Origin of the sequence: Paracoccus sp. JM45, assembly GCF_003590715.1 — a bacterium.
Classification (GTDB): domain Bacteria; phylum Pseudomonadota; class Alphaproteobacteria; order Rhodobacterales; family Rhodobacteraceae; genus Paracoccus.
Genome location: NZ_QQVY01000009.1, coordinates 70,357 through 93,935, shown reverse-complemented (window position 1 = coordinate 93,935; position 23,579 = coordinate 70,357). Strand labels below are relative to the sequence as shown.

23 protein-coding genes are annotated in these 23,579 nt (G+C 59.0%); 13 read left to right on the top strand and 10 right to left on the bottom strand.

Features of this window, described 5'->3' with window-relative positions; all coding sequences use genetic code 11:
- The first annotated feature begins 52 nt into the window (after positions 1-52).
- From DWB67_RS12565 to DWB67_RS12540, 6 genes are all read left to right on the top strand, one after another.
- Positions 53-949: a UTP--glucose-1-phosphate uridylyltransferase gene (locus DWB67_RS12565; RefSeq protein ID WP_119807890.1), complete on the top strand. Its 897-nt coding sequence runs from the start codon at positions 53-55 to the stop codon at positions 947-949.
- A gap of 5 nt (positions 950-954) precedes the next feature.
- The gene (galE, locus tag DWB67_RS12560) at positions 955-1,941 is read left to right on the top strand and encodes a UDP-glucose 4-epimerase GalE (protein ID WP_119807928.1); all 987 of its coding nucleotides are present in this window, start codon (positions 955-957) and stop codon (positions 1,939-1,941) included.
- A complete protein-coding gene (locus tag DWB67_RS12555; protein WP_370453593.1) occupies positions 1,938-2,981 on the top strand; it encodes a glycosyltransferase family 2 protein in 1,044 nt (347 codons plus the stop codon). Before galE ends, DWB67_RS12555 begins: the two co-directional genes overlap by 4 nt.
- A gap of 87 nt (positions 2,982-3,068) precedes the next feature.
- Entirely contained in the window at positions 3,069-4,094 is a 1,026-nt protein-coding gene (locus DWB67_RS12550; protein WP_119807889.1) for a glycosyltransferase family 2 protein, read from the top strand.
- On the top strand, positions 4,091-5,794 hold the full coding sequence (locus tag DWB67_RS12545; RefSeq protein WP_119807888.1) for a beta-1,6-N-acetylglucosaminyltransferase: 1,704 nt from the start codon (positions 4,091-4,093) through the stop codon (positions 5,792-5,794). The genes DWB67_RS12550 and DWB67_RS12545 overlap by 4 nt, the downstream gene beginning before the upstream one ends.
- Complete coding sequence (locus tag DWB67_RS12540) at positions 5,791-7,188, top strand: sulfotransferase family 2 domain-containing protein (RefSeq protein ID WP_119807887.1); 1,398 nt, start codon at positions 5,791-5,793, stop codon at positions 7,186-7,188. Before DWB67_RS12545 ends, DWB67_RS12540 begins: the two co-directional genes overlap by 4 nt.
- 40 nt (positions 7,189-7,228) lie before the next feature.
- Here the strand turns inward: DWB67_RS12540 and DWB67_RS12535 are convergent, their stop codons facing one another.
- A complete protein-coding gene (locus DWB67_RS12535; RefSeq protein WP_119807886.1) occupies positions 7,229-8,617 on the bottom strand; it encodes a phosphomannomutase in 1,389 nt (462 codons plus the stop codon).
- Positions 8,618-8,932: 315 nt separating this feature from the next.
- On the opposite strand from DWB67_RS12535, the gene arfB reads away from it, so the two are divergent.
- From arfB to DWB67_RS12520, 3 genes are read left to right on the top strand one after another with little or no spacing between them, the layout of a single operon-like run.
- A complete protein-coding gene (gene arfB / locus DWB67_RS12530; protein ID WP_119807885.1) occupies positions 8,933-9,355 on the top strand; it encodes an alternative ribosome rescue aminoacyl-tRNA hydrolase ArfB in 423 nt (140 codons plus the stop codon).
- The gene (locus DWB67_RS12525) at positions 9,352-9,810 is read left to right on the top strand and encodes an NUDIX hydrolase (protein ID WP_255418667.1); all 459 of its coding nucleotides are present in this window, start codon (positions 9,352-9,354) and stop codon (positions 9,808-9,810) included. Before arfB ends, DWB67_RS12525 begins: the two co-directional genes overlap by 4 nt.
- A 15-nt stretch (positions 9,811-9,825) precedes the next feature.
- A complete protein-coding gene (locus tag DWB67_RS12520) occupies positions 9,826-11,265 on the top strand; it encodes an inorganic phosphate transporter (RefSeq protein WP_119807883.1) in 1,440 nt (479 codons plus the stop codon).
- Here DWB67_RS12520 and pncB read toward each other — a convergent pair.
- Positions 11,262-12,554 carry a nicotinate phosphoribosyltransferase gene (gene pncB / locus DWB67_RS12515; RefSeq protein ID WP_119807882.1) on the bottom strand — a complete coding sequence of 431 codons (1,293 nt, stop codon included), beginning with the start codon at positions 12,552-12,554 and terminating at the stop codon, positions 11,262-11,264. The genes DWB67_RS12520 and pncB overlap by 4 nt on opposite strands.
- A gap of 63 nt (positions 12,555-12,617) precedes the next feature.
- Positions 12,618-13,214, bottom strand: coding sequence for a bifunctional nicotinamidase/pyrazinamidase (gene pncA, locus DWB67_RS12510; protein WP_119807881.1), 597 nt, complete (start codon positions 13,212-13,214; stop codon positions 12,618-12,620).
- Between the two features lie 115 nt (positions 13,215-13,329).
- On the opposite strand from pncA, the gene DWB67_RS12505 reads away from it, so the two are divergent.
- Positions 13,330-14,205: a rhodanese-related sulfurtransferase gene (locus tag DWB67_RS12505; protein ID WP_119807880.1), complete on the top strand. Its 876-nt coding sequence runs from the start codon at positions 13,330-13,332 to the stop codon at positions 14,203-14,205.
- 53 nt (positions 14,206-14,258) lie between these two features.
- Here the strand turns inward: DWB67_RS12505 and DWB67_RS12500 are convergent, their stop codons facing one another.
- Both DWB67_RS12500 and DWB67_RS12495 read right to left on the bottom strand, forming a co-directional pair.
- A complete protein-coding gene (locus DWB67_RS12500; protein ID WP_370453592.1) occupies positions 14,259-14,690 on the bottom strand; it encodes a phosphate acyltransferase in 432 nt (143 codons plus the stop codon).
- Between the two features lie 134 nt (positions 14,691-14,824).
- Positions 14,825-15,550, bottom strand: coding sequence for a peptidase (locus DWB67_RS12495; protein WP_119807879.1), 726 nt, complete (start codon positions 15,548-15,550; stop codon positions 14,825-14,827).
- Positions 15,551-15,723: 173 nt separating this feature from the next.
- Between DWB67_RS12495 and DWB67_RS12490 the strand changes: the two genes are divergently transcribed.
- A complete protein-coding gene (locus tag DWB67_RS12490; RefSeq protein WP_119807878.1) occupies positions 15,724-17,697 on the top strand; it encodes a bifunctional 2',3'-cyclic-nucleotide 2'-phosphodiesterase/3'-nucleotidase in 1,974 nt (657 codons plus the stop codon).
- Between the two features lie 49 nt (positions 17,698-17,746).
- Here the strand turns inward: DWB67_RS12490 and DWB67_RS12485 are convergent, their stop codons facing one another.
- The 4 genes from DWB67_RS12485 to DWB67_RS12470 form a co-directional block, all read right to left on the bottom strand.
- Positions 17,747-18,556 carry a transglutaminase family protein gene (locus tag DWB67_RS12485; RefSeq protein ID WP_119807877.1) on the bottom strand — a complete coding sequence of 270 codons (810 nt, stop codon included), beginning with the start codon at positions 18,554-18,556 and terminating at the stop codon, positions 17,747-17,749.
- A 3-nt stretch (positions 18,557-18,559) separates the two neighbouring features.
- A complete protein-coding gene (locus DWB67_RS12480; protein ID WP_119807876.1) occupies positions 18,560-19,516 on the bottom strand; it encodes an alpha-E domain-containing protein in 957 nt (318 codons plus the stop codon).
- A 14-nt stretch (positions 19,517-19,530) separates the two neighbouring features.
- Positions 19,531-20,940: a circularly permuted type 2 ATP-grasp protein gene (locus tag DWB67_RS12475; RefSeq protein WP_182911576.1), complete on the bottom strand. Its 1,410-nt coding sequence runs from the start codon at positions 20,938-20,940 to the stop codon at positions 19,531-19,533.
- A gap of 178 nt (positions 20,941-21,118) precedes the next feature.
- Positions 21,119-22,285, bottom strand: a complete 1,167-nt coding sequence (locus tag DWB67_RS12470) for an acetyl-CoA C-acyltransferase (protein ID WP_119807875.1) — start codon at positions 22,283-22,285, stop codon at positions 21,119-21,121.
- Positions 22,286-22,368: 83 nt separating this feature from the next.
- Between DWB67_RS12470 and DWB67_RS12465 the strand changes: the two genes are divergently transcribed.
- Together DWB67_RS12465 and DWB67_RS12460 are read left to right on the top strand one after the other, a co-directional pair.
- Positions 22,369-22,701: an STAS domain-containing protein gene (locus DWB67_RS12465; protein ID WP_119807874.1), complete on the top strand. Its 333-nt coding sequence runs from the start codon at positions 22,369-22,371 to the stop codon at positions 22,699-22,701.
- Positions 22,698-23,174, top strand: coding sequence for an ATP-binding protein (locus tag DWB67_RS12460; RefSeq protein WP_119807873.1), 477 nt, complete (start codon positions 22,698-22,700; stop codon positions 23,172-23,174). The genes DWB67_RS12465 and DWB67_RS12460 overlap by 4 nt, the downstream gene beginning before the upstream one ends.
- On the opposite strand, the gene hspQ is transcribed toward DWB67_RS12460, so the two are convergent.
- The gene (gene hspQ / locus DWB67_RS12455; protein ID WP_119807872.1) at positions 23,167-23,514 is read right to left on the bottom strand and encodes a heat shock protein HspQ; all 348 of its coding nucleotides are present in this window, start codon (positions 23,512-23,514) and stop codon (positions 23,167-23,169) included. The genes DWB67_RS12460 and hspQ overlap by 8 nt on opposite strands.
- Positions 23,515-23,579: the final 65 nt, after the last annotated feature.

The following is a 23,579-nucleotide window of genomic DNA, read 5'->3' as shown; positions in this document are numbered from 1 at the left end:
GGCAACAATTGCGGCGGAAATTTGGTCCGCCACGTCATCAGAGGTAGTTGAAATGGGTCGCAAGGTTACAAAAGCCATCTTTCCGGTTGCAGGTTTGGGAACACGCTTCCTTCCCGCGACGAAAAGCATCCCGAAAGAAATCCTGTCACTGGTCGACAAGCCACTGATCCAATACGCCATCGACGAGGCCCGCGCTGCGGGTATCAAGGAATTCATCTTTGTCACCTCGCGTGGCAAGGGTGCACTGGAAGATTACTTCGACCATTCGCACGAACTGGAAAGCAATCTTCGCAAAGCCGGCAAGGACAAGCTGCTGGAAGTTCTGCGCGAAACAAATATGGATTCGGGCGCAATCGCCTATATCCGCCAGCACAAGGCACTGGGCTTGGGTCATGCCGTCTGGTGTGCCCGCCGCTTGTTGTCCGACGACGAACCTTTCGCGGTCGTGCTGACCGATGACGTTATTCAGGGCGAACCGCCCTGCCTGCAGCAAATGATCGAGGCCTATCAGGAAACCGGCGGCAGCATGGTTGCCACGATGGAAGTCGCGCCGGAAAAAGTATCGTCCTATGGCGTGCTGGATGTGGCTGAAGATATGGGCGCATTGGTTCGTGCCAAAGGCATGGTCGAAAAACCCGCTATGGGAACCGAGCCGTCCAATCTTGCCGTGATCGGTCGCTATATCCTCGCGCCGACTGTCATGAAAAACCTTGCCAAGCTGAAGCAGGGCGCCGGTGGAGAGATCCAGCTGACCGACGCAATCGGCGAAGAAATTCAGGCAGGCCGCGACGTCTTTGGCCTGCGCTTCCGCGGCCAGCGTTTCGACTGCGGTTCGAAAGCGGGCTTCCTGCAAGCCACGGTGGCCTTCGGCCTTGAGCGTGACGAGTTGAAAGACGAATTCGCGGAATATCTGCACCATGTCATGTCGATGCGTCGGGCGGCCGAGTAATCTTGATGTCACAAAATGTGCTGGTCACGGGTGGTGCGGGCTATATCGGCTCGCACGCATGCAAAGCCCTTTCGCAGGCAGGCTATACCCCTGTCACTTTGGATAACCTGTCGACGGGCTGGCAAGACGCGGTCAAATTCGGACCTTTCGTCAAGGCCGACCTGATGGACCGTGCATCGCTGGATGCGGCTTTTGCCGAATACCAGCCTGTTGCCGTTCTGCACTTCGCCGCTTTGTCCCAAGTGGGCGAGGCAATGGCCGAGCCGGGGAAATACTGGCGCAACAACGTTTCGGGGTCACTGAACCTGATCGAGGCGGCTGTTGCAGCAGGTTGCATGAACTTTGTGTTCAGTTCGACCTGCGCCACCTATGGCGACCGCGACGGCGAGGTTCTGGACGAGAACACGCCGCAAGCGCCGCTGAACGCCTATGGTGCCAGCAAGCGTGCGATTGAAGATATGTTGATTGATTTCGAGGCGGCTTACGGGCTGCGCCACGTTATCTTCCGCTATTTCAACGTTGCAGGTGCCGATCCCGAGGGTGAAGTTGGCGAATTCCACCGCCCCGAAACGCACCTGATTCCGCTGATTCTGGATGCGGTTGATGGAAAGCGCGCTGCGTTGACCATCCATGGGACCGATTACCCGACAGAAGACGGCACATGCATTCGCGACTATGTCCATGTGATGGATCTGGTCGATGCGCATGTGAAAGGTCTGGAATGGCTGCGCGCTGATAAGGGCAGTCAGGTGTTCTGTCTGGGAACGGGTGACGGGTTTTCGGTGCGTGAAGTTGTCGATGCAACCCGTCATGTGACGAACCGTCAGGTTCCGATGGTTGATGGTCCACGCCGTGGCGGCGATGCGGTCAAGCTTGTCTGTGGCAGCCAGCGGGCCAAGACCGATCTGGGTTGGACGCCCGACCGCTCGACCATGAAGCAGATGATCGCGGATGCGTGGCGCTGGCATCAGGCGGGCGATTACCAGAAGTGAGCCTGCCAAAGCTTCGTGACCTTTGGCACGCCTATCGGGTCAGATGGAAGCGACGTGAACTGCTGTGGCGCGCTATCAAGGCGCGCCATTCGCTTTCGCCAGTGGTGGATCGCACCGCCGCGATTGCAGTTAACGATATTCTGGTCGTCACAACGCTTCGCAACGAATTGCCGCATTTGTCCCGTTTTCTGGCGCATTACCGCGGCTTGGGCGTGGCGCAATTCCTGATTGTCGATAACGACAGCAATGACGGTTCGGCTGAATTTCTGGCCAGCCAGCCGGATGTGTCGTTGTGGTCTTGCACCGCAAGCTACCGTCAGGCACGCTTTGGGCTGGATTGGGCCAATTCGTTATTGATGCAATACGGCGACGGGCATTGGTGTCTGACCGTCGATGCGGATGAATTGCTGGTCTATCCCCATCACGACAGCAGACCGTTGCCCCATCTGGTCGCCCATCTGGAAGGGCAGGGTCTGACCGGCATGGGTGCGCTGATGCTGGATTTATATCCCACAGGGCCCATCGGCACCAGTGACGCCCCGTTGACGGCCCCCTTGGAAGAATGTCTGCCGTGGTACGACGCAGGTCCTTTCCGCCAAAGCCGCATGGAACCCCGCAACAACCTTTGGGTGCAAGGCGGTCTTCGCGAACGGGCATTCTTTGCAGACGATCCGAATATGTCCCCTACGTTGAACAAGCTGCCGCTGATGCGTTGGAACTGGCGACAGGTTTACGTAAATTCGACCCATTCCGTGCTGCCACGCAGGCTAAATGACCTTTATAACGGTCCATCGGGACAGCATTTGTCCGGTGTCCTTTTGCACGGAAAATTTCTTCCCGATATTGTTGCAAAATCACAAGAGGAACTGGATCGCCGTCAACATTTCGTCCGGCCGGAAGCTTATGCCGGTTATCATCAGGCGGTCGCAGCCGGCCCTGTGTTGTGCGACGGAAATTCCGTTAGATATCAGGGGTGGGAACAGCTGGTTCAATTGGGATTAATGGGTACGGGCAACTGGAAACCCGCAGGAAAATCCTGAAAAAGCCTTGCCAATTCGCCTCTTGCAGCACATTGCTAGTAGGTATGAAATGGTTATCAAATTTCCGTATTCCCATCGGTGTTAGCCATGAAACTGGCTAAATTGCCCATCTCGGACCGGCTGCGGCGACGTATCGAGCGTCAATATCTGATTGCGCGTGCGTTCAACCGACGCAACGCCCTTAAACCGGTCGTCAACCGCACCGAGCAGATCCGGACCGGCGATGTTCTGGCCTTTGTAACAATGCGCAACGAACGGGTGCGCTTACCCTATTTTCTGGACTATTACCGCAACCTTGGCGTGAAGCATTTCCTGTTCGTCAATAACAACAGTCAGGATGGCAGCGGCAATTATCTGGCCGAACAACGTGACGTGTCTTTGTGGTGGACCAATGCCAGCTATAAACGTGCGCGTTTCGGGATGGACTGGATCAACCGGCTGCTGATGAAATACGGCGACGGCCATTGGTGCCTGACGGTCGATCCTGACGAATTCCTGATCTATCCGCATTGCGACACACGCCCGCTGTCGGCGCTAACAGGGTGGCTTGAATCATCGGGGCGGATGTCTTTCCCGTCGATGCTGCTGGATATGTATCCACGCGGCAATATCGAGGACGAGATATACGAAGAAGGCGCGGATCCCTTCCGCATTGCCAAATGGTTCGATCCGGCGAATTACAGTATCCATAAAAACTGGTATTACGGGAATCTGTGGATACAGGGCGGCCCGCGCACGCGTAACTTTTTCAAATCGGACCCTACGGCGGGTCCGGCGCTGAACAAGACGCCTTTGGTCAAATGGTCATGGCGTTATGCCTATGTCAGCTCGACCCATATGTTACTGCCCAAATCCCTGAACGAGGTTTATGATGAAAATGGCGGTGAACAGGCGTCGGGTTGTCTGTTGCATGCCAAATTCCTGTCGACCTTTGTTGAAAAATCGGCCGAGGAACTGGACCGTCGCCAGCATTACGCCAACAGCAAGGAATACAAAGCCTATCATTCGCGGCTGACCAGCGGCACAGACCTCTGGTGCAGCGAGTCCCGCGAATTTCAGGATTGGCGCCAGCTCGAGGATCTTGGCCTGATATCGCGGGGGAATTGGGCATGATCACGGCCGTCGCACAAGAGGGGGTCCAACTGGGTGTGGTCTTGCTATGTCACGCCCGACTGGATGTGGCCGCGCATATGGCGCGCATCTGGGTGAACGGCGGGGCACGGGTCGCGATCCATATCGATGCCAAGGCATCGGCGAAATCTGTCGACACCATGAAGCAGGCGTTGTCGGACCTGCCGGATATTCTCTATTCGCCGCGGATGTCTTGTGACTGGGGCAGGTTTAGTCTGGTCCATGCGACACAGGATGCGACACAGCTGTTGCTGGATACATTCCCCGATCTGACACATGTCTATCTGGCATCGGGGTCCTGTCTGCCGCTGCGGCCGGTGTCCGATCTATGTGCCTATCTGGCTTTAGACCCTGAAAAGGACTATATCGAAAGCGTCAGTGCCAATGACGTCGGCTGGGCTGTCGGCGGCCTGAACGAGGAAAGATTCACCCTCTATTACCCGCTGGACTGGCGGCGTCAGCGCTGGATGTTCGATAGATTTGTGGCATGGCAGCGCAGTTTTAAAATCAAGCGCCAACTGCCGAAAGGGGTTTCGCCCTATCTTGGATCGCAATGGTGGTGCCTGACGACCCGCACGCTGCGCGCCATTCTGGAAGATCCGCGCCGCGACGAATTCGACCGCTATTTCCGTTTGTCATGGATACCGGACGAAAGTTACTTCCAGACGCTGGCGCGGCGGCATGCCGTGCGTATCGAAAGCCAGTCTTTGACACTGGCAAAATTCGATCATGATGGCCGTCCCTATCAGCTGTATGACGACCATGCCCTGATGCTGGAGGAATCACGCTGCTTCGTTGCCCGCAAGGTCTGGGAGGGGGCAACCCGTTTGCTGGACCATTTTCCGGCCAAGCGCGACGGTTATCCCGATCTTGGCCACCCGCAGCCCCAGCGCTTCGAACGGATGATCAACCGCACCGTGCGGCGCCGCTTGCTGGGCAGGCCGGGGCTTTATATGCAAAGCCGCTATCCGCGCAAGGACGCCGAAAATGGCAAGACCTCGGCGCCTTATGTGCTGTTCCAAGGCTTCAGCGATATCTTCCCCGACTTTGACAACTGGTTGTCAGGCATTGTCGATGCCGATGTGCATGGCCATTTGCTTGGTCCCGAGCAGGTCGAATTCGCGGGCCGGTGCGAAATAGGGCCAGGTGCCATTTCGGCCAATCCTCAGATCCGCGACGGTGATCCGCAGGGGTTCCTGACCGCATTGATCCGCATTGCCCCCAAAATGCAGGTGTTCCAGTTCAGCCCGCGCGACAACCAGTCGCTGAACTGGTTCATCGCCACGGACCCGAATGCGCATCTGCATGTCGTGACGGGGGCATGGATGCTGCCTTTGCTGGAATCGGATATGCCCTTTGACGATATCCGGCGGGTGACGGCCATTTTGCAACGCGCCGAAATTGCCCAGTTGGAGGTGTTGAATTCCGTCTGGGTCAAGGCGCGCGTGCAGGTCCATGAACTGACCGATTTTCTGGCGCGTCCGCAAAGCATCCTGCTGCAGGCGGTTCAACAGATGCCGTCCCCGCCAACGGTGCTAGACAGTTTGCCCCATATGCGCAATCTGGATGGCTTGTCCCAATTGTTGCGTCGCTTGCGCAATTCCGGACTCCGGCCGCGTTTGTCGGGTGATGGTTTGCCGATACCTGATTCACTTATGTCTGAAAGGACGGCCGCCGAATGACCGAACCATTTCGCAGCTTCGTGATTTTCGCTGAAATGCGGACAGGATCGAACCTGCTGGAGGCTACGTTAAACGGGCTGCGGGGCGTCACCTGTTTTGGCGAGGCGTTCAATCCCTATATGATGGGCTGGCCCGATAAGGACGAACTGGAAGGTGTAACCCGCGCCGAGCGTGAGGCCGATCCCATGGTGTTGTTGAACACCTTGTTCAACAAGCCTGGCCATATGGCCGGTTTCCGCTATTTCCACGACCATGATCCGCGCGTGTTCGATGCCATCATGAATGATCCGCTTTGCGCCAAGATCATTCTGACGCGCAATCCACTGGACAGCTATGTCTCGACCTTGGTTGCGCGGGAAACCAACCAGTGGAAACTGAACGAGACCGAAATTCCGATCCCCGCCACCGTGACCTATGACGGCCCCGAATTTCGCGACATGTTATCGGCGATCGAAAGCTTCCAGATGCGGGTAATGCACCGGTTGCAGGTGACCGGACAAAGCGGTTTCTGGCTGGGATACGAGGATCTGCGCGACGCCGAGGTGATGACCGGACTGGCCCATTGGATGGGACGCAGTGATGTTGGCCGTCTGGACCCTGCAAGTGACCAGATTCCGCAAAATGCACGCGAATTGTCGGATAAGGTGCAGAATTTCGACCAGATGCAGGAAGATCTGGGACAGGTCGATCCCTTCACCCTGCGCCGTATTCCGAATTTCGAACCCCGAAGGGGGCCATCGGTCCCCAGTTTTATGGCCAGTGAGGCTGGCAATGGGATGCTGTATATGCCGGTGCGCTGCGGTCCGGGGCCAATTGTGCGCGAATGGCTGACGGCGTCGGGCGGATTGAGCAAGGATTTTACCCAATCCAGTCTGCGCCAATGGAAACGCAAACACCCGGGCCATCGCAGCTTTACCGTGTTGCGCCATCCGTTGCATCGGGCATGGACGGCCTTCGGTCATGTGCTGACGCAGGCATCGCCCGAATTGCGCCAGATGCTGCGCGACATCTATCATGTCGCCTTGCCCGCAGATGAGGCTCTGGCAGAGATGCCTCAGGACCAGAAGGTCGCGCTGTTCGACGATTTTCTGGGTTTTTTACGGCGAAACCTGAACGGGCAAACGACATTGCCGACACATCCCGATTGGGCCAGCCAGTCCGAGGTCGTGTCAGGATTTTCACGCTTTGCCACGCCGGACATGCTGATCCGCGAAGACCGGATGGCGGATGATATTTCCATGTTGGCAGCTGCGGCGGGTGCAAATACCAGCAAATTGCCGACGCTGGTTCCAGAAAAAATGCCAGAATTCCTGCTAGAGAAAAATCTTATCAATAAAGCCAAAGCAGTCTATCTGCGCGATTATATCGCCTTCGGTTTCGAAGACCCTGCCTGAAGAAAGGGGCCGCATCTTCAGGATGCGGCCCCTTGCGGGATCAGGCTTTCAGCAATGCTGCAAGTTCGGCCTGCTTTTCCGCCACCAATGCCGCATCGCCGTCGGCTTCGATGTTCAGGCGGACCACCGGTTCGGTGTTCGATTTGCGCAGGTTAAAGCGCCAGTTGCCAAAGTTCAGCGACACACCGTCCAGATCGTCACGGCTGTCGGCTTTCGCCTCATAGGTGTCGATCAGGCGCGCGATGGCCGCATCGGGATCGGCGATGGTATAGTTGGTTTCCCCCGAGGACGGGTAAAGCCGCATCCGTTCTTCCAGCAGTTCCGCCAGCGTCTTGCCCTTGCGCGACAGCAGTTCGATCATCAGCAACCACGGGATCATGCCGCTGTCGCAGTAATAGAAATCGCGGAAGTAATGGTGGGCCGACATCTCGCCGCCATAGATGGCGCTGACATCACGCATCTTGCGCTTGATAAAGGCATGGCCGGTCTTGCTGACCACAGCCTCGCCACCGGCTTCCTCGATCATGGCGCGGGTATTCATGATGACACGGGGGTCATGCACGACTTTTTCACCGGGCGACTTTTCAAGGAAAGCAGCACCCAGCAGCCCGACGATATATTCGCCGGGGATAAAGCGGCCATTTTCGTCAAAGAAGAAGCAGCGGTCGAAATCGCCATCCCATGCAACGCCAAGATCGGCCTTTTCGGCAATCATGCGTTCGACGGTGGGCGGCTGGTTTTCATCCAGCAGCGGGTTCGGAATGCCGTTCGGGAAGCTGCTGTCGACATTGTGGTGCATCCGCACGAAGGTCAGCGGCGCGCCACGGCGCTCCAGTTCCTCGGCGATGGCGTCAAACGTCGGGCCTGCCGTGCCGTTGCCGGCGTTGACCAGAATCTTCATCGGTTTCAGCGCCGCAATATCGACAAAATCGGCCATGCGGCTGGCGTATTCGGCACGGGCATGGCTGAAATCGGTGACGCTGCCCTTGGTGGCGGGGGCGAAATCGCCGTTTGTCGCCAGTTCTACAATGGGGGGCAGTTCCGTCGCGGGGTCCAGCGGCGCAGATCCGCGACCGACGATCTTCATACCGTTATAGTTGATGGGGTTATGCGAGGCCGTGACCTCGATCCCGCCATCGGTGTCCTGATTGCCCGTGTGGAAATAGACTTCCTCGGTGCCGGCCAGACCCAGATCCAGCACATCCGCGCCACCGTCGGTCAAACCCTCGATCAGGGCCGCCGCCAGTTCGGGCGAGGTTTCGCGGCTGTCGCGGCCCACGACCACGCGCTTGGCATCACGGGCCTGTGCAAAAGCGCGACCGATGCGATAGGCAACGTCGGGGTCAAGATTCTTGCCCAGCTCTCCGCGGACGTCATAGGCTTTGAAGCAAGTGATCTCGCGTCTGCCAAGCTGATCTTTTTGGGTCATTCCATACTCTCCGATGGTCTCTTTGTTATCAGCGCTAACAGGTTCAAGGTTAGATACAAGACGCTGACACGGCAAGCAGCCGGTTGTCCGGCAAGCAGAAAGAAACCACGCGGCGGGCCGCTGGTTCCTGCAAGGCGGAAAAGCCGCGCTGACCGGTGCAAGAAAGCGCCGGTGATGCCGGAAAGGCTTTTGGCCTTTTTCATGACAGAACGGATCGGTATCACTGCGCTCTGACTGCAGAACGACATCAGTATTTACGGCAAATTAACCCGATTGTGCTTTAACTGACACAGGAACGCGCCATATTCTAAAGTTATGATATATATAAATGACAACATCTCTATCCAGGAATGGGAGCTTTCCGAACAATTCACCCGATCGCAAGGTCCGGGTGGACAGAACGTGAATAAGGTCGAAACCGCCGTCGAATTACGGTTCGAGGCTGCCCGTTCCCCCCACCTGCCCGATTCCGTCAAGCGCCGCCTGCAAAGGCTGGCCGGACGACGCTGGACATCCGAAGGGGCGGTGCTGATTCTGGCACAGGAAACCCGCAGTCAGGCGCGCAATCGCGAATTGGCCCGTGAACGACTGGCCGATCTGATCCGGCAGGCGCTGACGACGCCCAAGCGCCGCATCGCCACCCGTCCGACCCTTGGCAGCCAAAGACGCCGGCTAAAGGCGAAAACCGTGCGTGCGGGCGTCAAGTCGCTGCGTGGCAAGGTGGATGATTCCGAATGAGGTTTCTGCGTAAATGCTTTCGAATGCTGTTGGGCCGCCGTCCCGTGTCGATGCAGGTCGGGGCTGTGTGCCGCGATCCGACAACCGGACTGGTCTTGCTGGCGACCAGCCGTGACAGTGGTCGCTGGGTGATCCCGAAAGGCTGGCCAATGGCAGGTCGCAGCCTGTCAGGCGCGGCCGCACAAGAGGCGTGGGAAGAAGCCGGTGTGCGCGGTCCTATCGAAAAGCGCGAATTGGGTCGCTTTAGCTATAACAAAGGGCAAGACAGCGGATTTTCTGTTCCTGTTCAGGTGCGGGTCTTCTTGCTGACTGTCACCGCGCTGGAGGACGAGTTTCCGGAAGCAGGCCAGCGCAAGCGCCGTTGGTTCGCCCCGAAGAAGGCGGCAGAATTGGTGGCCGAGCCGGAACTGAAAGCCATTCTGAACGCTTTAGACCCCTATGAAGTTCAAAAATAACAGCCCGCTTGCTTCATGAGCAACAGCCCCGCCTATCGGACATTGGACAAGGATCTTGGCCGCATCGGCCATGCCGAAGTCGCACAGATGCATGCCTTCCGCCCTGTGTGGCGGCTGGGCATGACAGTGCTTGCTTTGGTGGGCGCACTTTTAGTGTTTCTGGCCCTGTCAGGGGCAGCGCCTGGCGTGCTGGCCATGGGGGCGGGCCTGATCGTGGCCGCTTGGCTTGGCGTGGCGATCGGATCGAACGATGTTGCAAACTCGCTTGGTCCCGCGGTCGGGGCAGGGGCGATTTCGTTGCTTCCGGGGCTTTTTCTGGTCGCAGGCTCGGGCATGCTTGGCGCGTTTCTGGCCGGAGGGGCCGTGTCCGAACGTCTGGCAGGGGGCATTATTGACCTTGCCCCCATGATGGACGGGATTCGCGGGCCTATGGTCATGGTTGCGGCTCTGATCGGGGCTGCATCGTGGATTACGATGGCTACAGGGATCGGACTGCCGGTCAGTACATCCCATTCGATTGTCGGCGGGATTGCAGGCGCAGGGGCTGTGGCCTTGGGCGTCAGCGGTGTTGCTTGGGGCACTGTGCTGATGATCGCCCTTGTCTGGGTCATTACCCCATTGGCGGCAGGGGCGCTGGCGGGACTGCTGCTAATCTTTCTGCGGGCCTATGTCGTTGATGCCGAAGACAGGGGGGCGGCCGCCCTGCGCTGGCTGCCGGTCATGGTCGGCGTGATGTGCGCTGTGTTCGCCTCTTATCTGACGGTGCTGCTGTTTGATGGTCCGCAGCTGTATCTTATGCAGCCGCTGGCAATCATTCTGGGTGTCTCGACCGGCTATGGCATGACACTGCGTGGGGTTCTGCGCGAATTGAAGCTGCATCCCAAGAAGCCGGGGACCAAGCGGTTGTTGCGTCCCGCCCTGCTGATTGCCGTCGTCATCATGGGGTTCGCACATGGGGCAAATGATGTCGGCAATATCGCGGGGCCTTTGTCGGTGATCCTGAAAGGCCAGATACTTGACGGTGAAATCGGCATCGTTCCCCCCGTTATCCTGATCGGTGGTGGCCTGTCGATCGCGATCGGCACGTTGTTTTTCGGTCGCCGTCTGGTGAATATGGTCGGCAGCGGTATCACCCGCCTGAACGCGGGACGGGCGTTTTGCGTATCGATGGCAACGGCTGTGACGGTGCTGACAGCTTCGGGGATGGGGTTGCCGGTTTCGACCACCCATGTGGCGGTCGGGGGTATTTTCGGGGTGGGCTTTGCCCGCGAATTTCTGGACCGTCGCCGCGATACCAACCATGACGCCATGCCTGCCGAGGAAACGCGCCGCCGCATGCTGGTCCGCCGCAGCCATGTTGTCACCATCACGGCTGCCTGGCTGGTAACCCTGCCGATTACGGCAGGGCTGGGGGCTGCGGCCTGTGCGCTGGTCCTGTGGACGACCGGCGTTTAGACCCTGACCGGCTGCGAGGTCTGGTCACCTACGCCGAAGACCCGCTTATAACGTGCAATTTCATCTGCGGGGCCGGTGGCTTTGGCGGGGTTATCCGACAGTTTGACAGTGGGGCGGCCATCCGCAGCAACCGCCTTGCAGACCAAGCTGAACGGTGCCAGCCCGTCGCCCGGCACCAGCCCGCGGAAATCATTGGTCAGCAAGGTGCCCCAGCCAAAGCTGACTTTGACACGACCATAGAATTGCTTGTGCAGGGCCACAATTTTGTCCTGATCCAGCCCGTCTGAAAAGATGACTAGTTTGTTACGCGGATCCTCGCCCCGATCCTGCCACCAGCGGATCGCGGTTTCGGCACCGGTTGCGGGATCGCCGCTGTCGATACGGATGCCGGTCCAGCCCGCCAGCCAGTCGGGGGCGTCCTTCAGGAAGCCCTCGCTGCCATAGGTGTCGGGCAGGATCATCCGCAGATTGCCCTCGTGTTCCTCGTGCCAGTCGGCCAACACGTCATAGGGGGCCTGTTTCAGCGCCTGATCGTCCTTGGCCAGCGCGGCATAGACCATGGGCAGTTCATGGGCGTTGGTGCCGATCGCCTCGATATCGCGGTGCATGGCGATCAGACAGTTCGAGGTGCCGATGAAGCGGTCCCCCAAACCTTCGATCATCGCCTGCACGGCCCAATCCTGCCACAGAAAGCTGTGACGCCGACGCGTGCCGAAATCGGCGATTCGCAGGTCGTCCAGCTGGCGCAAGGCCTCGATCTTTTCCCAAAGGCGGGTCATGGCGCGGGCATAAAGCACCTGCAATTCGAACCGGCCCATGTCTTTCAGAACCGCCCGTGACCGCAGTTCCATCAGGATCGACAGCGCGGGAATTTCCCACAACATCACCTCGGGCCATTTGCCTTCGAAGGTCAGTTCATACTGCCCGTCGACCTTTTGCAGGTGATAGGCGGGCAGGCGCAGCCCCTCTAGAAACTCCATAAAGTCGGGGCGGAACATCTGGCGCTTGCCATAAAAGGTGTTGCCCCGCAGCCATGTGCTTTCGCCACGTGTCAGCGACAGGCCGCGCACATGGTCCAGCTGTTCGCGCAATTCACCTTCGTCGATGATATCGGCCATCCGCACGGATTTGCTGCGGTTGATCAGGCTGAAAGTGACATTCGTGTCGGGGCGGTTGCGAAACACCGACTGGCACATCAGCAGCTTGTAAAAATCGGTGTCGATCAACGACCGCACGATGGGGTCGATCTTCCACTTGTGGTTATAAACGCGCGTGGCGATATCGACCATGACCGCTTTCCTTATGTCATTTTATCTGTGGTGCCCGTTACGGGCGTGTGGTGCAAGCCTGCGCTAAACCAAGGCAACACCGGCATCACGCATCGCATCGCGGGCGGCAGACAGGCTGCCATCCATATCGATGGCACGGCAGGCGCTTTCGATGACCTGCGTGTCAAAGCCCAGCTTGGCGGCGTCGATCGCGCTCCACGCGACGCAGAAATCATGGGCCAGCCCGACAAAGGACAGCCGGTCAATGCCGCGTTCCCGCAAATATCCGGCAAGACCCGTCGGCGTCACATGGTCGTTTTCAAAAAACGCGGAATAGCTGTCGATATCTGCACGGAACCCCTTGCGCAAAACTATATCGGCGCGATGGACGGCCAGATCACGGTGGAACGCTGCACCGGGGGTGCCGATGACACAGTGACGCGGCCACAGCACCTGCGGGCCATAGGGCATTTGCACCAGATCGAAGGGGGCAGCGCCATCATGGTTGTCGGCAAAGCTGGCATGTGTGGCAGGATGCCAGTCCTGCGTCAGGATCACCGCGTCGAAATTATCCATCATGGCATTGATCGGCGCGACGATCTGGTCGCCATGGGCCACGGCCAGATTGCCGCCTGGGCAGAAGTCGTTTTGCATGTCGATCACGATCAGCGCGTTGGACATCGGGCACCTGTTCTTGGCTTTCGGGCGTCAATAAGGCGAAAAAGGGTCAAAGGGGTCAACCCCAGATGCGACGCAGCCCTTGCCCAATACACTCGGGCTGTCTAAATCCCAGCCCATGTTGACCGTCGCCGCCTTGTATCATTTCGCCAGATTGCCCGACCCTGCGGTCCGGCAGGGACCGCTGCTTGACCTGTGCCTTGCGCAGGGACTGTGCGGCACATTGCTGTTGGCGCCCGAAGGGATCAATGGCACCATTGCAGGCCCTCGTGGTGGCATTGATGCCGTTCTGGCCCATATCCGCGCATGGGCCGGCTTTTCTGGACTGGACTGGAAGGAAAGCGCCGCCCAGACGCCGCCTTTCGCCCGCATGAAGGTCCGGCTCAAGGCGGAAATCGTGACAATGGGTCAGCCTGATGTCGATCCGACAGCCTCGGTCGGAAATTACGTCGCGCCGCAGGACTGGAACGAATTGATCAGCGCCCCCGATGTGGCTGTTATCGACACCCGTAATGATTACGAGGTGCAGATCGGCACATTCAAAGGCGCCGTGGACCCCGATACCACCACCTTTCGCGATTTTCCGGCATGGTGGGAAGAAAACGCCCACCGCTTCCACAACAAGCGGATCGCGATGTTCTGCACCGGCGGCATCCGCTGCGAAAAGTCGACAAACTATCTGATCTCGCAGGGGGTGAATGATGTGTTCCACCTGCAGGGCGGCATCCTGAAATACCTTGAGGAAGTCCCGCAGGAAGACAGCCTGTGGCAGGGTGAATGCTTTGTCTTCGACCAGCGCGTCAGTCTTGGTCACGGGCTGCAGCAGGGACAATACCACCTGTGCCACGCTTGCCGTCGCCCCCTGTCGCCCGAAGACCGCCAGCGCCCTGAATTCGAACTGGGTGCCTGCTGCCACCGCTGCATCGACGAATACACGCCCGAAGACCGCGAACGCTTCCGCGAACGCCAGCGTCAATTCGAACGAAACGCCTGATCCTTCATTCGTGCCGAAATGTCCCGGGGGTCTGGGGGCAGCGCCCCCATCCTTTATTCCGCTGCGGCAACGCCGCCTGCCACAATTGCCGCCATGTTCAGAATATCGCTGACGGTCGAGTTCGTTGAACAGATCTGGATAGGCTGTTGCACACCGATCACCGTCTCCCCCGCCATTTTCCGCAACAGCTGGTCCGGGATCGACGCCGAATCCCGCGCCGGCACCACCAGCATATTGGCGGGACCGGTCAGGCGACTGAACAGATAGTGCGCCGCCGCGTCTATGTTCAGCGGGATGACGACGTCCATCTCGCCCTCGTATTCTAAATCCGCGATGCGAGCATCCAACACGCTAACTGCATCGGCTAGCTTGATAGTGCGTTCGCTAAGCTGATAGCCGAAGTTGGAAAATGACTGAAAGGCACCGCGGGGTCCAGACCCAGACCGCGGGCGAGGGCTTGCCCCACGGGTGGCCATATTGGCCACGTCCTCGGCCCATTCCTAGACCGCTGCACGTGGTTCTATCGGCCATGATGGCCCCCAATGATGTGTCCATCATGCTTAACGGGGGGATTTCAGTGCATAAACGCGCAACCCTGACGGGGCGCGCTAACATCGGATCAGATGGTGACCTTGCTGAAACTGTCGCGCAGGGCATTGGACCAAGCGGCGCTCATCTCCATGAAATCGGCGTCGCCGTCTTCGATGCGGCGGCGCAGGGTCACGCCACAATGGTCACGTGCGATGACCGCCATATCCAGCGGCATGCCAACCGACAGATTTGACCGCAGCGTGGAATCCATCGACAGCAGGACGGCTTTCTGTGCGTCCTGCAGGTCGGTCTGCGGCGTCACCACACGGTCAAGGATCGGTTTGCCGTATTTATGTTCGCCGATCTGCAGGAACGGCGTATCTTCCGTTGCCTCGATAAAGTTGCCTTCGGGATAGATCAGGAACATCCGCATATCGCCGCCCTGACGCTGGCCCGCGACGATCATACTGGCCGACGCTTGCTGCTTAAGTTCGCGGCACTGGTCCGAAATTTCACGCCGTGTACGACACAGCGTATCGCCGATGATCGTGGCCACGCGCAGCATTGTGGGGGCCTTCAGGATCGAGGTGGTTTCATCTGCCAGATCGTCGTTGATCGCCTCTTCCAGACGGGCAATGGTGGTCTGGGTCACGGAAAGCGAACCCGCAGTCATGATCGTGATGATGCGTTCGCCCTGATTTTCAAAGAAAAACATCTTGCGATAGCACGAGATATTGTCCAGCCCCGCGTTGGTGCGGGTGTCTGACAGCAGCACCAGTCCGGCGTCCAGTTTCAGTCCGACGCAATAGGTCATCGGCAGATGTTTCCTCTTCGTATTCCAGCCGGCAGACTAGGGGCCGGCGGCGCGCGGTGCAATGTCTCCGTTCGGATAGGTTGTCATGCAACTGTCATGAAAGTGATGACAATCCTTGGCAAAGCAGGTTCATATCGTGCAAATCTTGCCCAACAGTATTTTCGGAGTCCCTTATGACACATCCCTTTTCCCTGACCCGCCGGGGCTTTCTGACATCCAGCGTCGCAGGTCTGACCCTTGTCGCGCTGCACCCCTATTCCGCGCGCGCCCAAGCGGGGCAGGCCCATTTGCGGATCATGGAAACGACGGATCTGCATGTGCATGTCTGGCCCTATGATTACTACGCCGACAAGGCGGTCGATACACTTGGACTGGCGCGCACCGCGTCGCTGGTGCAGGAAATCCGGTCGCAGGCCACCAATTCGATCCTGTTCGACAATGGCGACTTTCTGCAAGGCAACCCGATGGGCGATTACATTGCCTATGAACGCGGCATGTCCGACGGACAGATGCATCCGATCGTTTCCGCGTTGAACGAGGTGGGCGTTGCCGCAGGCACCCTTGGTAACCACGAATTCAACTATGGTCTGGATTTCCTGAAAAACACGCTGGCCGGGGCGGGTTATCCTGTTGTCTGTGCCAATGTCGTCACCGAACGCGGGGCCACCCCCGATCAGGATCAGACGCTGGTGCCGCCTTATACCATTCTGGATCACCAGCTGACCGATGGTGCGGGCGAACAGCATCCGATCCGCATCGGTGTTATCGGCTTTGTGCCGCCGCAGATCATGCAATGGGACCGCGCCCATCTGGAAGGCAATGTCACCACCCGCGACATCGTCGAAGCTGCCGAGGCCTGGGTGCCCAAGCTGCTGGAACAAGGCGCCGAATTGGTCGTGGCGCTGTCCCATTCGGGCATCGGCGGCGCGACGGCTGTGCCGCAGATGGAAAACGCCTCTGTCGCGCTGGCGGGGGTGCAGGGCATTGACGTCGTGCTGACCGGCCACCAACATCTGGTCTTCCCCGGCCCCGATTTCGAAGGCGTCGAAGCCGTGGACATCGAAGTAGGCACCATTAACGGCAAGCCCGCCGTCATGGGCGGCTTCTGGGGGTCGCATATGGGTCTGATCGACCTGATGATGGAACGTCAGGGCGACCGCTGGGTCATCGCCAGTCACCAGTCCGAGGCGCGCCCCATCTATGAACGGGACGAGGATCGCAATGTCACGCCCTTGGTCGAAAGCGTCGCCGCCGTGCAGGATGTGACCAAGGCGGAACACGAGGAAACGCTGGACTATATCCGCCGTCCGGTGGGTCAGACCAGCGCGCCGCTGTACAGCTATTTCGCGATGGTGGCCGATGATCCGTCGGTGCAGATCGTGTCGAACGCGCAGGCGTGGTATATCGAACAGATGATGGCGGGAACCGAACACGAAGGCTTGCCGATCCTGTCGGCAGCAGCCCCCTTCAAGGCGGGCGGTCGTGGCGGTGCGGATTACTATACCGATGTTCCGACGGGCGACATTGCCATCAAGAACGTCGCCGATCTGTATCTGTATCCCAATACCATCCGCGCGGTGCGGATCACGGGTCAGCAGGTCAAGGACTGGCTGGAACGCAGCGCCGGTGCCTTTAACCAGATCACTGCGGGGCAGGCGGATCAGGACCTGATCAACACCGAATTCCCCAGCTATAATTTCGACGTCATGGACGGGGTCAGCTATCGCATCGACCTGTCCCAGCCCGCCCGTTTCGACAAGGAAGGTGCTGTGGCGCATGCCGATGCGAACCGCATCACCGATCTGACGTGGCAGGGCGAACCTCTGGATATGGCGGCGGAATTCATCGTGGCGACGAATAACTATCGCGCTTCGGGGGGCGGGTCCTTCCCCGGTGCGGATGGCACGACTGTCGTCTTTGAAGGCCCGGACACCAACCGCGATATCATCGTGCGCTATATCGTCGAACAGGGCACCATCGACCCGCAGGCGGATGAAAACTGGTCATTCGCGCCTTTGGATGGTGCAACGGTGCTGTTCGATACGGGGCCGGGTGCTGCGGCATATGTCGACGACATCACGACCTTGGATATCGCGGCTGCGGGCGAGGGGGCGGACGGTTTTGCCCGCTATCGCATCACGCTGTAAGGGGTTATGTGACCGCAAAAGGGGCCCGCAGCGATTGCAGGCCCCTATTTTACTGGGCCAGTTCCTCGACCTGAACGGCGACGGCCATATCCTCGGCCCCGCTGCCCATGGCGACGCCGCGGATCGGGGCGGCGTCCGATGCGTCCAATCCCGACCCCAACCTGACATAGCGTTCGTCGGGGCAGCATTTGTTGGCAGCATCAAAGCCGACCCAGCCCAAACCCTCGACATGGATTTCGGCCCATGCATGGGCGGCATCATGGGGTTCGCCGTCAATCGTCGAATGCAGATAGCCCGAAACATAGCGTGCAGGCAGATGCCGGATACGGGCAAGCGCGATCAGCGCGTGGGTATGGTCCTGACAAACGCCAGCGCCCAAAGCCAAAGCTTCGGCAGCGGTGGTGTTATTTGCGGTCACGCCGTTTTGAAAAGCGATGCTGTCACTGATCTGCAAAGACAGCCGGTGCGCCAGATCCAGATTGTCACTGGTGCCGTTGACCGAATTGGCCAGATCGCGCAATGCGTCATCGGGCTGGGTGAAATCTGTATGGGTCATATAGGTCAACGGGTGGACGACTTCGCGATGGCCGCGCAGTACGCCCGCCATATCGCGGGTGTCGATGCGCCCCTGCACGCGGACTGTCACCTGATCCACGGGGCCACGAACGTTCCACCCTTCGATCCAGTCACCGGCCCCGTCGCGGAACCCCGGACCGCGGATACCGTCAGTCACATCGATCTGCCATTCATGGACCTTCTGCCCTTCAAAAACAGAAGGGGTCAGTCGCAGGCTTTGCACCAGATTCCGGATCGGGCGGCCATAGCGATAGGTCGTTTCATGCGAAATACGCAGTTTCATGGCCTATGCGCCCCCCAACAGGTAATCCTGATGCACCAGTGTCGAAATTGTCCCCAGTTCCTGAATGAACCAGCTAAGGAATTCATGCAGACCTTCATCGAAGATCATATCGATATCACGGGCCTGCAATTGTTCCATCACATCGCGGCCCTTGTCGCGTGCCTCGGCGCTGACGGCATCGCCATAGCGGCGTGCCAGCCCCTCAAGATGCCAGACGACCTCGTAAAGCGAGGTGATCAGCGACCGCGGGCTTTCGCCATTCAGGATCAGGAAATCGGCTACCTGACCGGCGGTGATATCGCCGCCATAGGCCCAATGATATGACCGGTGCGCCGAAAGCGACCGCAAGATCACCTGCCATTGATAGGTATCCAGCCCCGACCCCACGAATTCGATGCGCGGCAACAGGACGAAATACTTTACATCCAGCAGACGGGCGGTGGCATCGGCCCGTTCCAGACCATAGCCAAGATTCATAAAGTGCCAGCCGTCATTACGCAGCTGCGTGGCATTGATCGCCCCGCGCACGGTCGAGGTGTGGCTGGTGGTGAAATCGGTCAGCGATGCGGTGTCCAGACGGCTGCGCGGAGTATTCTCGATCTTGCGCAGGTCCTGATAGGTGACGTTCAGGGCGTCCCAGACCTGACTGGTCAGGGCGGTACGGACGATACGCCCCGCCTCGCGTGCTTTTTCGATGCAATTGACGACGGAAGACGGATTTTCACGGTCGAAGAAGATAAACTCCTCGATGTTTTCCTGACTGATCTCACCATATTTTCCGGTGAACAGTTCCGACGTCCCCGACGCCTGCAGCAACGAATTCCATTCGTTCTGATAACCTTCTTCGGTATTGGGCAGCAGGGTGATGCGCTGGCCCACATCCAGAAGACGGGCGGCGGTTTCGGCGCGTTCCAGATGACGGCCCATCCAGAACAGGTTAGCGGCGGTGCGGCTGAGCATGGTGGAATTTCCCCTCATTCTGACAACACCCAAGTGTCCTTGACGCCGCCCCCTTGGGACGAATTGACCACAAGGCTGCCGTCGCGCAATGCCACACGGGTCAGACCGCCGGGCACCAGCTCGATCCGGTCACCGCACAGGCAATAGGGGCGCAGATCGACGTGACGCGGCGCGATGCCTTCTTCGACAAAGGTCGGGCAGGTGGACAGCGCCAGCGTCGGTTGCGCGATATAGTTCGAGGGGTTCGCCTTGATCTTATGGCGGAACATCTCGATTTCTTCCTTGGTCGATTTGGGGCCGACCAGCATGCCGTAACCGCCGGACCCGTGAACCTCTTTCACGACCAGATCGCCAAGGTTTTCCATCACATAGCGGTAATCGTCATCTTTCCACAGCGTCCATGTCTGGACGTTGTTCAGGATGGGCTGTTCGCCCAGATAAAAGCGGATCATTTCCGGCACAAAGGTATAGATTGCCTTGTCATCGGCCACTCCGGCACCGGGCGCGGAACAGATCGACACACCGCCCGAACGATAGACATTCATCAGGCCCGGAATGCCCAGCATGCTGTCGGGACGAAAGCACAGCGGGTCCAGATAGGGGTCGTCGATCCGGCGATAGATGACATCGACCTTACGCGGGCCGGTCGTTGTCCGCATATAGCAGAAGTCACCATCTACGAACAGATCCTGCCCCTCGACCAGCTCGACCCCCATCAGGTTGGCAAGGAAGCTGTGTTCGTAATAGGCGCTGTTGTAATGACCCGGCGTTAGGATCACGCAGGTCGGACGGCCTTCGCATTTGGCGGGGGCGACCGATTCCAACGTGCGGCGCAGCAGGTCGGGGTATTGGTCCACAGGCTCGATCCGGTTCTTGCGGAACAGCTGCGGGAACATTCGCATCATGATTTCGCGGTTTTCCAGCATATAGCTGACACCCGAGGGCGTGCGGCAGTTATCCTCCAGCACATAGAATTCGTCCTTGGCGGTCCGCACAAGGTCGATGCCGATGATATGGGAATAGATTCCCCGCGGCGGCACAAAGCCCACCACTGATTTTTCATAAGCCTCGTTCTGATAGACAAGACGGGCGGGGATCCGTCCGGCGCGGACGATTTCACCGCGGCCATAGACATCACGCAGAAAGGCGTTCAGGGCGCGGGCGCGTTGTTTGATACCGCGTTCCAGTTTGCGCCATTCGGCCTGTTCAAAAACGCGGGGCATCATGTCGAAGGGGATCAGACGGTCGGGATCGCCGCCTTCGCCGTAAACGGCAAAGGTGATGCCGATGCGCCGGAACAATGCTTCGGCCTCGGCCTGTTTCATCTGGCGGAAATCATCGGGCATGGTGTCGACCCATTCCCGCAGGCGCGCATAGGGGTCGCGAACCTGATCGCCTTCGAACATTTCGTTATAATAACTCATTATCCCCCCACTGCCTGACGCATGTTTGTTCGGGTCACTTGTGACAGGATGATCCCCAAGCTTCGTGCCAAGTCTACAGACGAACCGCAGATATTGCCCGTTAGTTCCGCAATGCACCCCGAATGCAGAAGGCGCAATGTGCATCGACGCGCCTTTCTGCTTTATTCTTGGGCAGAGGTCAGACCAGTTCCACGGCCAATGCGGTGCCCTCTCCTCCACCGATGCAAATGGCTGCGATGCCTCGTCGCAGGCCGCGTGTTTGAAGGGCATGGACCAATGTGACGATGATGCGCGCACCCGACGCGCCGATCGGATGGCCAAGGGCGCAGGCCCCGCCATTCACGTTCACCTTGTCATGGGGCAGGGACATCCGCGCCATAAAGGCCATCGGGACGACGGCAAAGGCTTCGTTCACCTCCCACAGGTCAACGTCGTCTTTTGACCAGCCGATCTGCGCCAGCAGCTTTTCCGCCGCAGGCACAGGGGCGGTCGGAAAATGGCCGGGCGCCTGGGCGTGACTGGCATAGCCGACAATGCGGGCCATCGCGCCATCGCCCTGCGTGCCCAGCACCAGCGCCGCCGCCCCGTCCGAGATCGAGCTGCTGTTGGCCGCCGTCACCGTGCCATCCTTGCGAAAGGCGGGCTTCAGATGCGGGATCTTGTCGGGGCGGGCCTTGGCGGGCTGTTCGTCGGTATCGACGATGGTATCGCGGCCGCGACCCGATACGGTGACAGGGGCGATTTCGGGTTTGAACGCACCGCTGTCGATGGCAGCCAGCGCGCGGGTCAGGCTGGCAAGGGCGTAATCATCCTGCGCCTGACGGGTAAAGGCGAATTCGCTGGCGCAATCCTCGGCAAAGGTGCCCATCAGGCGGCCCTTGTCATAGGCGTCCTCCAGACCGTCCAGAAACATATGGTCGATGACCTGACCGTGCCCCAGCCGCGCACCGCTGCGCATCTTGGGCAGCAGATAGGGGGCGTTGGTCATGCTTTCCATGCCGCCCGCCACAACCAGATCGGCACTGCCTGCACGAAGGGCGTCACAGGCCATCATCGCCGCCTGCATCCCCGATCCGCACATCTTGTTCAGCGTCGTCGCGGGCACCGAATCCGGCATACATGCGGCAAAGCCTGCCTGACGGGCCGGTGCCTGACCCAGACCGGCAGGCAGAACGCAGCCCATATAGACCGCTTGCGGCGCATCCGCCGCCACGCCAGCGCGGGCCAGTGCTGCCGCGATGGCCGTGCCGCCCAGTTGCGGCGCGGTGACGTTTGCGAACGCGCCTTGCAGCCCGCCCATCGGTGTGCGGGCTGCCCCCAAAATATAGATCTGTCGATGTGTCATGATTATCCCCCCTGCATCACGCTTACCGGATCGTAACCTTTTGCGTCTAGTGATGAGACGGCAACGCAAGAAAGGTCACCGTTATGAAGTTCATCGTCGAAGACGCCGGCGCCTATCTGCAAATCAAGGTGACCGAGGCGCGGATCGATGCTGCCATTGCCACCCCCTTCAAGGACAAGCTGCGCGAAATCGTGGTCAAGCATCGCAAGCCGGTGCATCTGGATATGGCAAACGTCACCTTCATGGACAGCTCCGGCCTTGGGGCGATGATCGCGGTGCGAAAAAGCCTGCCTGACAATCTGGCGATTGTGCTTTGCGCGATGACCCCCAACGTCGAACGTGTCTTCCGCCTGACGCGGATGGACCGCGTCTTCGACATCCGCCCCGATGCGATCCAGAAGGAAGCTAATGAATGAGGTTGAAGGCTGTCGTGCCCCCGAAGACCCAGCCGATGTTCCATCGCGTGCTGGATGCCGATCCGGTTGTTGTCCGTGCCACGCTGACCGACATGCGCCACCGCTTTGCCCGTGATGTCTGCGATGATACGCTGGGGCGGCTGGAACTGGTCATGGCCGAGCTGATGAACAACGTCGCCGAACATGCGCCTGTCGCCACCAGTGACAGGCTGCCCGTCATCCATCTGTGTATCGTGCGGCATCAGGCGGGGTTGGCCTGTGCACTGGCCGATGATGGGGTGTCATTGCCTGATGCGTGTATGCTGCCACGCAGTCTGCCACCCGCCATTGCGGATAATCTGCCCGAAGGTGGCTTTGGCTGGTTTCTGGTGCAGAACCTGACGCAGGCGCTATGTTATTACCGCGCCTCCAGCCGCAACTATCTGGCGTTCAACATCCCATTCATGGAAAGGGAGGATGAAAACCTCAGTTGATATGCGCCGCCAGATGATAGCGCCCGTCTTCGTAATCGCCAAACATCTCATCCACCTCGGGATGCTCTAGCGGTTCGCCTGAGATATCCAGCTCTAGGTTGCCTTCCGACACATAGGCAACGTAATAGGTCGCCTCGGTTTCGGCAAAGAGGTGATAGAAGGGCTGGTCTTTTTCCGGTCGGGCATCCTCGGGGATGGATTCATACCATTCGTCGGTATTGGCGAATTCCGGATCGACATCGAAAATCACCCCGCGGAACGGGCGGTTCCGGTGCTTGACCACCTGGCCCAAGCTGTATTTCGCACTGCGGCTTTCAACCGGTATCCGGGGGGCTTCCATCGTCAACGTCCGATATCCTTAAAAGACAGCGGCTGTTTAGCTGTTGAATGCGATTCTGTCCACCG

Coding starts and splice junctions, on each gene's coding strand:
- DWB67_RS12565 (WP_119807890.1), top strand. CDS start 53: ATGGGTCGCAAGGTTACAAAAGCCATCTTTCCGGTTGCAGGTTTGGGA.
- galE (WP_119807928.1), top strand. CDS start 955: ATGTCACAAAATGTGCTGGTCACGGGTGGTGCGGGCTATATCGGCTCG.
- DWB67_RS12550 (WP_119807889.1), top strand. CDS start 3,069: ATGAAACTGGCTAAATTGCCCATCTCGGACCGGCTGCGGCGACGTATC.
- DWB67_RS12545 (WP_119807888.1), top strand. CDS start 4,091: ATGATCACGGCCGTCGCACAAGAGGGGGTCCAACTGGGTGTGGTCTTG.
- DWB67_RS12540 (WP_119807887.1), top strand. CDS start 5,791: ATGACCGAACCATTTCGCAGCTTCGTGATTTTCGCTGAAATGCGGACA.
- DWB67_RS12535 (WP_119807886.1), bottom strand. CDS start 8,617: ATGACCCAAAAAGATCAGCTTGGCAGACGCGAGATCACTTGCTTCAAA.
- arfB (WP_119807885.1), top strand. CDS start 8,933: ATGATATATATAAATGACAACATCTCTATCCAGGAATGGGAGCTTTCC.
- DWB67_RS12525 (WP_255418667.1), top strand. CDS start 9,352: ATGAGGTTTCTGCGTAAATGCTTTCGAATGCTGTTGGGCCGCCGTCCC.
- DWB67_RS12520 (WP_119807883.1), top strand. CDS start 9,826: ATGAGCAACAGCCCCGCCTATCGGACATTGGACAAGGATCTTGGCCGC.
- pncB (WP_119807882.1), bottom strand. CDS start 12,554: ATGGTCGATATCGCCACGCGCGTTTATAACCACAAGTGGAAGATCGAC.
- pncA (WP_119807881.1), bottom strand. CDS start 13,214: ATGTCCAACGCGCTGATCGTGATCGACATGCAAAACGACTTCTGCCCA.
- DWB67_RS12505 (WP_119807880.1), top strand. CDS start 13,330: ATGTTGACCGTCGCCGCCTTGTATCATTTCGCCAGATTGCCCGACCCT.
- DWB67_RS12495 (WP_119807879.1), bottom strand. CDS start 15,550: ATGACCTATTGCGTCGGACTGAAACTGGACGCCGGACTGGTGCTGCTG.
- DWB67_RS12490 (WP_119807878.1), top strand. CDS start 15,724: ATGACACATCCCTTTTCCCTGACCCGCCGGGGCTTTCTGACATCCAGC.
- DWB67_RS12485 (WP_119807877.1), bottom strand. CDS start 18,556: ATGAAACTGCGTATTTCGCATGAAACGACCTATCGCTATGGCCGCCCG.
- DWB67_RS12480 (WP_119807876.1), bottom strand. CDS start 19,516: ATGCTCAGCCGCACCGCCGCTAACCTGTTCTGGATGGGCCGTCATCTG.
- DWB67_RS12475 (WP_182911576.1), bottom strand. CDS start 20,940: ATGAGTTATTATAACGAAATGTTCGAAGGCGATCAGGTTCGCGACCCC.
- DWB67_RS12470 (WP_119807875.1), bottom strand. CDS start 22,285: ATGACACATCGACAGATCTATATTTTGGGGGCAGCCCGCACACCGATG.
- DWB67_RS12465 (WP_119807874.1), top strand. CDS start 22,369: ATGAAGTTCATCGTCGAAGACGCCGGCGCCTATCTGCAAATCAAGGTG.
- DWB67_RS12460 (WP_119807873.1), top strand. CDS start 22,698: ATGAGGTTGAAGGCTGTCGTGCCCCCGAAGACCCAGCCGATGTTCCAT.
- hspQ (WP_119807872.1), bottom strand. CDS start 23,514: ATGGAAGCCCCCCGGATACCGGTTGAAAGCCGCAGTGCGAAATACAGC.